The organism is Pseudoalteromonas sp. BSi20652, from assembly GCF_000239855.1.
Classification (GTDB): domain Bacteria; phylum Pseudomonadota; class Gammaproteobacteria; order Enterobacterales; family Alteromonadaceae; genus Pseudoalteromonas.
This window is the reverse complement of record NZ_BADT01000001.1, coordinates 40,055-49,151: the sequence shown is the minus strand read 5'-3', so window position 1 is coordinate 49,151 and position 9,097 is coordinate 40,055. Positions and strand designations below refer to the sequence as shown.

Genomic DNA, 9,097 nt, shown 5'->3' with positions numbered 1-9,097 from the left:
AACTTAAAGGTTAGCGGCTTTTTTACTAAATAACCTGAACTCTGATTTAAATCTGTTTCAAGCTTTTAGTTGTGCAAAATTAAGCAACTGCTTGTTCTAAAATTTCGCGGCTTTCTTTGAGTGTAATAGCTTGATTTTCACCAAGCGCAATCATGCCGTGTGCTTCAAGTTTACCAATAATATTGTCAATTGCTGCAGCTTTATCATCGCCATGTTCACTAAGCACAGTTGCTACGTCAAGACTGTGGTAAAACGCTTCAATTGCTAAAATTGTTTTCTCAGCTAAATCATCTGACTGAGCTAAACCAAATACGTTTTTACCCATTTGCTCAAGTTTTGCTTTTTTAACTGCAAATTGGTTACGTAATAAAGAAGGCTGAACAATAGCAAGTGAACGTGCATGATCAACGCCGTAAGCAGCAGTAAGCTCGTGGCCAATCATATGTGTTGCCCAATCTTGTGCTACGCCAGAACCAATTAAGCCATTAAGTGCTTGATTCGCTGCCCACATAAGGTTTGCACGCCATGCGTCGTCTTGGTTTTCAACGTTATCGCCCAATGTTTTAAGCGTTCTTAAAAGCGCTTCTGCGTAACCTTCTTGCACTAATGCCGTTTGCGGAAATGTTAGGTACTGCTCACAAGTATGAACCCACGCATCTACTAAACCATTTACAAGTTGACGCTGCGGTAATGTTTTCATTACGTCAGGGTCCATAATCGCAAATTTAGGAAGTACTTCTGGTGATGCAAACGGTAGTTTTTGCTTTGTTGCTTCTTTGCTCACAACTGAGTTTTGGTTAGACTCAGAACCCGTTGCAGGTAATGTTAATATTGCTCCTATTGGTAATGCGCTGGTAATAGTGTGCTTACCAGTAGGAATATCCCAGCCTTCGCCATCGTAAACGGCTGATGCTGCAATGTATTTAACGCCGTCGATTACTGAACCGCCGCCTACACCTAGTACAAAGTCGATGCCTTGTTCTTTACAAATTTTTACTGCTTGGTCTAATACTTCAACTGTTGGGTTAGCGCCAACGCCCGAAAACTCTACCCAATCAAAACCTTCAAGTGCTGCAGCTACTTGGTCGTACACGCCGTTCTTTTTAATTGAACCGCCGCCATACACTACAAGTACTTTTAGATCTTTTGCGATCAAATCAGATAGTGCCGCAATTTGTTGCTGACCGAATTGGATAAGAGTTGGATTTACGTAGCTAAATTTCATTATTTTGATCCTAGGTGACGGTTAATTACTGAGTACTTTACTTAGTTACCTAATCAAAGTATCTAACAAAGTATAGATGTGTGCATATTAGTGGCAAAACAAACATAAAAAAAGCCCAATAACTCGCAAAAGCTTGCCTAAAACTACCAACATTGTTATTTTACGCAAAATACACTTAATTAAAGATCCCTTTTATGCCCACCATAGCCAATATGTTGCAACAATACGCAGAGCATAGTCAGTTACTCAGCTTTGAGGGCACTATGGAAACGATTATTCCTGGGGTGTATTTTCATCGCGCAACTAAAAGCTCACCGCGCCAACCTCTTATATATAACTCAGGTATTATAATTGTTGGACAAGGTCATAAAATAATTCACTTTCCTGAACATCAAATAAAATACGGCGCAGGCGACTACCTAGTTCTTGGCGTACCGGTGCCATTAGAGTGTGAAGCATTCACCGATAACGGGCTGCCTGTAATGGGCATTGCTATCGACATAAACCCGGCAATGCTGCATAAACTCGTTAATCAAATGATACTACATAAACCGCTTTGTACTTCCTCGTCATCATCGCAAACAGGGGGAGTTCAGTCAGCGACGCTAGATACAGCAATGGAGCATGTTACTCATCGGTTATTAACTGTTTTAAATAACCCACTTGAGGCAGAAGTATTCGGCGAAGATATAGTGAAAGAATTAGTGTATCGCGTACTGTGCGGCCCCCAAGGCGACACATTAATTGGTCTTGCGATGCATGATGGACATTATGCGCGCATAGCTCGTACGCTCTCAACTATGCATAGCAGTTATGCCAATCAAATTACGGTTGAAGGGTTAGCTGAAGATGTAAATATGAGCGTGTCGTCGTTTCATCGTGCCTTTAAACAAGTTACCTTTGAGTCGCCATTGCAGTACTTAAAAAAAGTGCGCTTAGCTAAAGCAAAAGAGCTGATTACAGCTAGTGGCAGCAAGGCCAACGAAGCTGCATTGAAGGTAGGTTATACCAGTGCATCGCAATTTAGTCGCGAGTTTAAACGTCACTTTAATAAAACACCAAGCGAAGTATTAACGCAACTGCATAGCTAGTACACAAAAAAGCCACAAAAAAGTGGCTTTAAATAACACGGGTACACACTATACTTTTTTAAATAAAACGTCTGGGTTAACCATAGTTTTCATTTCAAGTACGTTACCATTCGGATCTTCAATAAAAAACGTTTCTTGTTCAAACTCATCACCAATAAATCGGCGGTAAGGTTTATCAAGGTATTCTATTCCCGCGCTTTCAATTCGTACTTTTAAATCGTTAAAGTCGATTTCTGATAAATGAATACCAAAATGTGGTACAGCTACGGCACCCATATCTACATCATGGCGCACTGTTGGTAGGCGCTCAACACTTTGATGTAATGTTAACTCGTTACCCCAAAAGTCAATATCAACCCAACGACCTTCTTCACTGTTACCCGTTTTACAACCAAGCACGTCACAATAAAACGCTTTAGTCACTTTTAAATCGCCAGCCGGAATAGCCAGATGCAAACAGTTAGACATAAATAACCCTTGGTTAACACTTTAATACATTAAATTATCGCCATTATACATAATTTGTGATTTATAGAACATTAACAGCGGCACTATTAAGCATATTTAATACCTAAAAGTCGTTTAAAAAACACGCTTTTTGAATGTGTAATTACTTATAACACTTATTTGTTAGAGAGTATTAGAAAGCGCAAAAGGATTAGTTTAAAATGCGACGCTATGATTAAGTTCCTATTTTTAAAATTTATCGCTTTCTTTTTAGGCTTTGTAGCTTGCTTTGCTATGCACACTACCTTGGAATTATCGTTAGTGATTTCTGCTGCGCTAACAGGGCTTATTGGCTCGTTTATTCCCTTTCCTGCGCGCTATAAAAACCATCCGTATGCTGCAATGTATGCTGGCAGCTTTGCAGGTATGTGTTCAACCCACTTAATTACCAGTTACTGGGAAATTGCGATTATTTCACTTATTGGCTCAAGTTTGTATGTACTTACTATGAATATATTTACTGGTTTTGGTGGTAAACTCGGCAGTGTAGCCTTTGCAAGTGTGGCACTTTTTGTATTAGCCAGAGAAATAGTGCTATGAGTATTGAATACCCATTACTTGCACTCTTTGGTGCTTTTTTAACGTTTTACTTAGCTAAACATAATCGATTTGATGGCATAAGAGCCTCATCGTCACTCTCTATTATTGCTTATTTAATTTTTAGCGCTTTAAATTTAAATCCCGATTTATATGCAGTTGTATTTTTTGGCGGCACATTTATAGGTATGAGCGCCCCACACCGCTTTGGGGTTTATACAATAGCAAGCTCATCAGTTTTATTCTCATTATTGTTTGAATACCTTTTACCAATACTCGATGGCTATGGTGGTGCACTGGGGGTTAGTGCATTTTTGTCGGTGTGTATTTGCCATACGTGTATTTTGTTAGGTGCCCCAAGAAGTAAAAAACCGCCACCAGTTCAATAAAAAGTAAAACTAGACTGATTTTTGTCCTAGCATTAACTTTAATATATTTAAAAATTAGGGTGTAAAATATTCATGTTTTAGCCTGTTCCTTTTTTCTGCAAGTCTGTTAAAATCCTCCGCGAACTTTATTTACCCTAAATAAAGACAATCATATATGGATTTATGAACATGAAAAAACTAATCGCAGTAGCTGCACTATCTTTACTACCTTTCTCAAATGCTATGGCTGACCAAGATATTGGTTGTGGTCTTGGTTCTATGTTATTTGCAGGTCAGCAAGGTAAAGGCGTTAAAGTTTTAGGCGCTACAACAAACGGTACTTCTGGTAACCAAACTTTTGGTATCACTTTTGGTACTTTAGGTTGTGATGGTACTGGTACAGTAACGTCTTCAGAAAAAATTGCTTTATTCATCGACGGTAACATGGAGCAACTTGCTCGTGATATGTCAAAAGGTGAAGGCGAAACTTTAGCGACTCTAGCTGAAGCTTGGGGTGTTGCAGATCAAGATAAAGCAGCATTCAACGCGCTTGCTCAAGCACAGTTTTCTTCAGTATTTACTTCTGAAAACGTAACTTCGCAAACAGTTTTAGAAAACCTAAACACTGTTCTTGCAAGTAACGCACAACTTGCTTCTTATACTCTTTCTTAATCAGCTAAATTAGCCGGTTTTATACGTATAAATAAAGCCGCTGGAGTACCCCTCTAGCGGCTTTTATTGTTTAGTGATTATGAAAAAAATATTCTTTGTTTTATCAATTGTGCTGTTTAGTACTTATATAAACGCTCAAAGTTTTAAAAATGACACCTTAGCAACACACCCTTACTGGCTTAAATTAGGTCACTACCGTGGGGCCACATTAGGTGATTGGAAAAGTGAAGTAGATAGTGCTGAGTTTTTTTATCTCCTACAGGTAAAACAAGTCCATTTGACGAACTTAAAGCCACTATAGCCGCATTTAGTGGTAAAAATACTGACCCAAAAACAACACAATATCGTTGTCAGTTTCCTGCACGTTATAAATGGATAAAAACAAAATTAAAAATAACTGGCCCGAACTTAATTGCCCAGAGCTACAGGCGTGGCAAAAAATAATAAATCCTAAGGGGGTTACGTTAGTTTTTCCAACCGCATTTATGAATAGCCCATCATCAATGTTTGGCCACACTTTGCTTCGTATTGATGCAAAAGATCAGACTCGCCATAAAGAGTTGCTCGCATTTGCAGTTAATTTTGCAGCAGAACCAGACGGCTCAGATAACGCAGCTATGTATGCACTAAAAGGGTTGATTGGCAGCTACCCAGGTAAGTTTTCACTTATGCCGTACTATAAAAAAGTACGTGAATATAATGATTTAGAATCTCGTGATATTTGGGAATACAAACTTAATTTATCAGAGCCACAGGTAGAGCTTATTTTATTGCACTTATGGGAGCTGCAATTAGCTACATTCGATTACTTTTTTATTGATGAAAACTGCTCTTACCAATTACTTGCATTATTACAACTTGCACAAGATGACCTTGATTTAACATCGTCATTTAATATGCAAGCTATTCCATCAGATACCGTTGCAGTACTAAAAAATAACAACTTATTACAAACACCTAATTACCGCCCTGCTTTTGGCACTAAGCTTTACCATTACTCTAATCAAATGACTGACGAACAACTTGATGATGCAAGAGAGTTAATGCAAGGTGGCTCTCTCAATACTCGTAATTACTCACCGTCGCAATTAGTCGCTATATTAGAAATGGCGTATGAATGGTTAAATTTTGAATTTTACGACAAAGCATTAAATCGTGAAGAAATTGCCCCACGACTAACTAAGCTACTCCTAATGCGCAGTAAATATAAAGTAGCTTCGCCTTTTACTAAGCCAAGCCGTCCTATTGCTTCCCCAGAGCTAGGTCATGGTTCATCTAAAGTAACGCTCGGAAGAACTGAATATGCCCATCAAAGTGACTTAACAAGCTTTGCATATCGCCTTGCCTACCATGACTTATTAGATAGTTCAGCTGGATTTATTCCTGGTGCTCAAATTAGCTTTTTTGATATTGAAGGTGCCATAAGCGACAAAGGTAACACGCGGCTTGAGCATTTTTATTTATTAGATGCTATGTCACTTGCACCCGATAACCGCGTGTTTGATAGCTGGTCGTGGAACGTTAAAATGGGCTTTGATCGACAGCCTAATAATAATATTTTGCAAGGTCGTTGGTTTGCTAAAGGTGGATACGGGAAATCAATCGGTAACCCAAACACGTTACACGGCTATTTACTTGGCCAAATTGAGTTTAATAACGGTGACATAACAGACAACCTAACAACAGGTGTTGGTAGTGAAGCCGGTGCAATATGGCAAATAAATAACAATCATAAACTTGCCCTCATAGCAAATATAACATGGTTAATAGATGGCCAAGCAGATAAACACAGCGACTTTACATTAAAATGGAATTACTCTTTATCGCGTAACTTATCTATTCGTACTGAGCTTAAAAACCAACATTGGTACACAAGTAGTACCTCGGCTAAGTTTGCAATTCAATATTACTTTTAATCACTGCATAAACCCACAAGCGCTTAATTATTTTTATAGCGCTTGTGTCACGTATAAAGCTTTATTTAATACGTTCAATTATTCTCTACCTTAATTATATAACAGACTCCCTACATACCTATGCATTTACTTATTTTATACATTTGAGTATATATTTTAGGCAAAACCCTTTAAACTCAATGTATTGTAGCTAGAAAGATTCTCTTATGTACCTGCGTGTTGTCGTTATCATTTTTATTTTTATTTTTTGCGGTAATGTAGGGGCTGTAAGCTCACTTACTTTTATTGCAGAAGATTTACATCCTTACCATTTTAAAAACAAAAGCGGTGAAGTTGACGGGGCCTCTGTTGATATTGCTAAGGCTGTTTTAAGAGAAGCTGAATTAAAAGCCAAGTTTGAAATAATGCCAATGGCACGTGCATTTCATCAGCTAGAAGCTAATCCAAACACAATTATGCTCTCTTTATTAAAAACTCCTGCTAGGCAAAATCAGTTTAAATGGTTAGGAGCGGTATACTTTACTGATGCCTACCTAGTTAGTTTAAAAAGCCACAAAGACGAAGTAACTCATTTAAATCATGCAAAATTTTATAAAGTAGGCACTATTCGTGGATATTTGAGTGCCAAATATTTAATAAAAATGGGGTTTGAAGAAGATAAAAATTTAATACTGACTAGTTATTATCAGCAAGCATGGCAAATGCTTTATAAAGGCAGAACTGACTTTGTCCTTATGAATACACTTACCTTAGACAATGAACTAAAAATGTCAGGGCTCGATCCTAACTTAATCACTAAACGACTTCATTTAGCTGATTTTCCTTCAATACTCTATTTTGCTGCTAATAATCAGCTTGATGAACAAACAGCCAGCTTAATCTCGCAGGCATTAAAAAATATAAAAGTAAGTGGCGAATACCAAGCTATTTTAAAAAAGTGGCAACTCCCTCTCCCTCCTTCTATAAATTAAACCTATTTAAATAAACATATTAGCCAACATCAAGCGCTACCAAATATGATGACATCCCCCCTGTTTAACAATTTAAAATAATATAATAACGTTAACCAATTTTATTGGTTAACCAAAACGCCATCACCGAAATAACAATTAATTCTAAAAAACCATAAATTGGTAAGTTTTAATTTTTAAATTGGTATGTTAAATTGAAGTTAAGCGATGTCAGTACCGCACAATTTTTACTTCATCACACAGAGACAATAATGATAAAAAATACATCCACATTTAAACTTACGGCTTTAGCCGTTATCACACCTCTACTTTTCACGGCTTGTACAAGCACCCAAAGCAATAACCAGCAAAGCGATGCGCCAGTACCTGCAACAAAGTTTGATTTATCACACTGGAAAATAAATGTACCAGTGGATTTAAACAACGACGGTAAAATTGATGAAATAGATGTAGAAGAAATTCAGACTTACGCACACCCTGATTTTTTCTATCTTGATGATAAAGGCTACATGGTATTTACCTCCCCTAATAAAGCGCTTACAAGTGCTAACTCTACTAATACCCGTAGTGAACTTAGACAGATGATCCGTGGATCAAATGCTAAAATTAAAACTAAACACTCTAAAAACAACTTTGCTTTAGCTGTTCACCCGCTATCTGACCGATTTGGCTCTATTGGTGGAAAAATGGAAGCAACGTTAAAAGTAGATCACGTTGCGCTACGTGCGACTGATCCTAATAAAAAAGCGGCTTATTCGGTTGTTGTAGGGCAAATTCACGCAGGTAAAGATCAAGCACTTATTGATACCAAGCTTGGTTATGGCTGGGGCAATGAACCACTTAAAATATATTACAAAAAATGGCCAGGGCACGAAACAGGCTCAATTTTTTTGGAACTACGAACGTAATTTACCTAAAACCAATCCTGACCGCAAAGACATTACTTACCCTGTTTGGGGTAATACATGGGAAAACCCTAACGAACCAGGCAGTGCCGGTATTGCACTAGGTGAAGAATTTAGCTACACGGTAAACGTGTATAAAAATGTTATGCACCTTACATTTAGCGCACAAGGCAAAGAAGACGTTAACTACTCTATTAACTTAGGTAATAACGTAGATGCTTATGGCAAAGTGGACGAAAAAGATCATCCACATGGCTACGCTGCAGATTGGCATTACTTTAAAGCCGGCGCTTATAACCAATGTAGTACTAAAAGCGCGAAAGGTATTTGGTACCCAGGTTGTTTAGGTACTGGCGATTGGTCTAAAGATAAACAAAATGGCGATTACGCTCAAGTAAGCTTTAGTAAACTTGCGTTAAGCCCAGCGACACCGCCAACAAAATAACTAGGCTAGTACAGCCTCAGATAAGTAATTTTTTAGTGATGTAAACAGTGGCGTGGGTAGATTATTAATATCGCACCAGCGCCACTTTAAACATTTATTAGGCTCTTTGAGCTCAGGCTCTCCGCCTTCAAAATCAGCTTTTACATACAACGTAATATAGTGTTTGTTCTGTGCTGTAAAAATATCATTGGTAAAATCAAGCTTAGTAATTTTACTTACCTTTAAACCTGTTTCTTCAAACACTTCTCGTATTGCACATTGCTCAACACTTTCACCAAATTCTAAATGCCCACCAGGTGTTGCCCATGTATTGGCACCGTGCGCGCCAATGCGCTCACCTAGTAAAATTGTGTTTTGGCGCATTATAATAACCGCCACACCAACTCTTACCACGTTACTCATATCGTGTTTTCTCTTATTTTTACTGCCCGCCATGCTGAACCACACGCTTTGTATTGTC

9 protein-coding genes and 1 pseudogene are annotated in these 9,097 nt (G+C 38.0%); 7 read left to right on the top strand and 3 right to left on the bottom strand.

From position 1 onward, the window contains the following. Positions 1-79: 79 nt before the first annotated feature. Positions 80-1,225 carry an iron-containing alcohol dehydrogenase gene (locus P20652_RS16785; protein WP_008165314.1) on the bottom strand — a complete coding sequence of 382 codons (1,146 nt, stop codon included), beginning with the start codon at positions 1,223-1,225 and terminating at the stop codon, positions 80-82. Between the two features lie 194 nt (positions 1,226-1,419). Between P20652_RS16785 and P20652_RS16790 the strand changes: the two genes are divergently transcribed. Then, entirely contained in the window at positions 1,420-2,316 is an 897-nt protein-coding gene (locus P20652_RS16790; RefSeq protein WP_008165313.1) for an AraC family transcriptional regulator, read from the top strand. Between the two features lie 48 nt (positions 2,317-2,364). On the opposite strand, the gene P20652_RS16795 is transcribed toward P20652_RS16790, so the two are convergent. Beyond that, positions 2,365-2,784 carry a VOC family protein gene (locus tag P20652_RS16795; protein WP_008165311.1) on the bottom strand — a complete coding sequence of 140 codons (420 nt, stop codon included), beginning with the start codon at positions 2,782-2,784 and terminating at the stop codon, positions 2,365-2,367. A 273-nt stretch (positions 2,785-3,057) separates the two neighbouring features. Here P20652_RS16795 and P20652_RS16800 point away from each other — a divergent pair, with 273 nt between their 5' ends. The 6 genes and pseudogenes from P20652_RS16800 (at position 3,058) to P20652_RS17085 (ending at position 8,637) form a co-directional block, all read left to right on the top strand. Further along, complete coding sequence (locus P20652_RS16800; RefSeq protein WP_033016856.1) at positions 3,058-3,363, top strand: hypothetical protein; 306 nt, start codon at positions 3,058-3,060, stop codon at positions 3,361-3,363. Beyond that, positions 3,360-3,749: a hypothetical protein gene (locus P20652_RS16805; protein WP_008165308.1), complete on the top strand. Its 390-nt coding sequence runs from the start codon at positions 3,360-3,362 to the stop codon at positions 3,747-3,749. The genes P20652_RS16800 and P20652_RS16805 overlap by 4 nt, the downstream gene beginning before the upstream one ends. A gap of 168 nt (positions 3,750-3,917) precedes the next feature. Continuing rightward, entirely contained in the window at positions 3,918-4,400 is a 483-nt protein-coding gene (locus P20652_RS16810; RefSeq protein WP_008165306.1) for a DUF3015 domain-containing protein, read from the top strand. Between the two features lie 371 nt (positions 4,401-4,771). After that, positions 4,772-6,316, top strand: coding sequence for a DUF4105 domain-containing protein (locus tag P20652_RS16820; protein ID WP_008165302.1), 1,545 nt, complete (start codon positions 4,772-4,774; stop codon positions 6,314-6,316). Between the two features lie 206 nt (positions 6,317-6,522). Further along, positions 6,523-7,287 carry an ABC transporter substrate-binding protein gene (locus P20652_RS16825; RefSeq protein ID WP_008165300.1) on the top strand — a complete coding sequence of 255 codons (765 nt, stop codon included), beginning with the start codon at positions 6,523-6,525 and terminating at the stop codon, positions 7,285-7,287. Between the two features lie 251 nt (positions 7,288-7,538). Further along, a pseudogene (locus tag P20652_RS17085) lies at positions 7,539-8,637 on the top strand (polysaccharide lyase family 7 protein). On the opposite strand, the gene P20652_RS16830 reads toward P20652_RS17085, so the two are convergent. Next, complete coding sequence (locus P20652_RS16830; protein WP_033016855.1) at positions 8,638-9,039, bottom strand: NUDIX hydrolase; 402 nt, start codon at positions 9,037-9,039, stop codon at positions 8,638-8,640. It abuts the pseudogene before it with no gap. Between the last annotated feature and the right edge of the window lie 58 nt (positions 9,040-9,097).

What these genes read in the sequence shown, in the direction of transcription:
- P20652_RS16785 (WP_008165314.1), bottom strand. Translation starts at nt 1,225, where the DNA reads ATGAAATTTAGCTACGTAAATCCAACTCTTATCCAATTCGGTCAGCAA.
- P20652_RS16790 (WP_008165313.1), top strand. Translation starts at nt 1,420, where the DNA reads ATGCCCACCATAGCCAATATGTTGCAACAATACGCAGAGCATAGTCAG.
- P20652_RS16795 (WP_008165311.1), bottom strand. Translation starts at nt 2,784, where the DNA reads ATGTCTAACTGTTTGCATCTGGCTATTCCGGCTGGCGATTTAAAAGTG.
- P20652_RS16800 (WP_033016856.1), top strand. Translation starts at nt 3,058, where the DNA reads ATGCACACTACCTTGGAATTATCGTTAGTGATTTCTGCTGCGCTAACA.
- P20652_RS16805 (WP_008165308.1), top strand. Translation starts at nt 3,360, where the DNA reads ATGAGTATTGAATACCCATTACTTGCACTCTTTGGTGCTTTTTTAACG.
- P20652_RS16810 (WP_008165306.1), top strand. Translation starts at nt 3,918, where the DNA reads ATGAAAAAACTAATCGCAGTAGCTGCACTATCTTTACTACCTTTCTCA.
- P20652_RS16820 (WP_008165302.1), top strand. Translation starts at nt 4,772, where the DNA reads ATGGATAAAAACAAAATTAAAAATAACTGGCCCGAACTTAATTGCCCA.
- P20652_RS16825 (WP_008165300.1), top strand. Translation starts at nt 6,523, where the DNA reads ATGTACCTGCGTGTTGTCGTTATCATTTTTATTTTTATTTTTTGCGGT.
- P20652_RS16830 (WP_033016855.1), bottom strand. Translation starts at nt 9,039, where the DNA reads ATGAGTAACGTGGTAAGAGTTGGTGTGGCGGTTATTATAATGCGCCAA.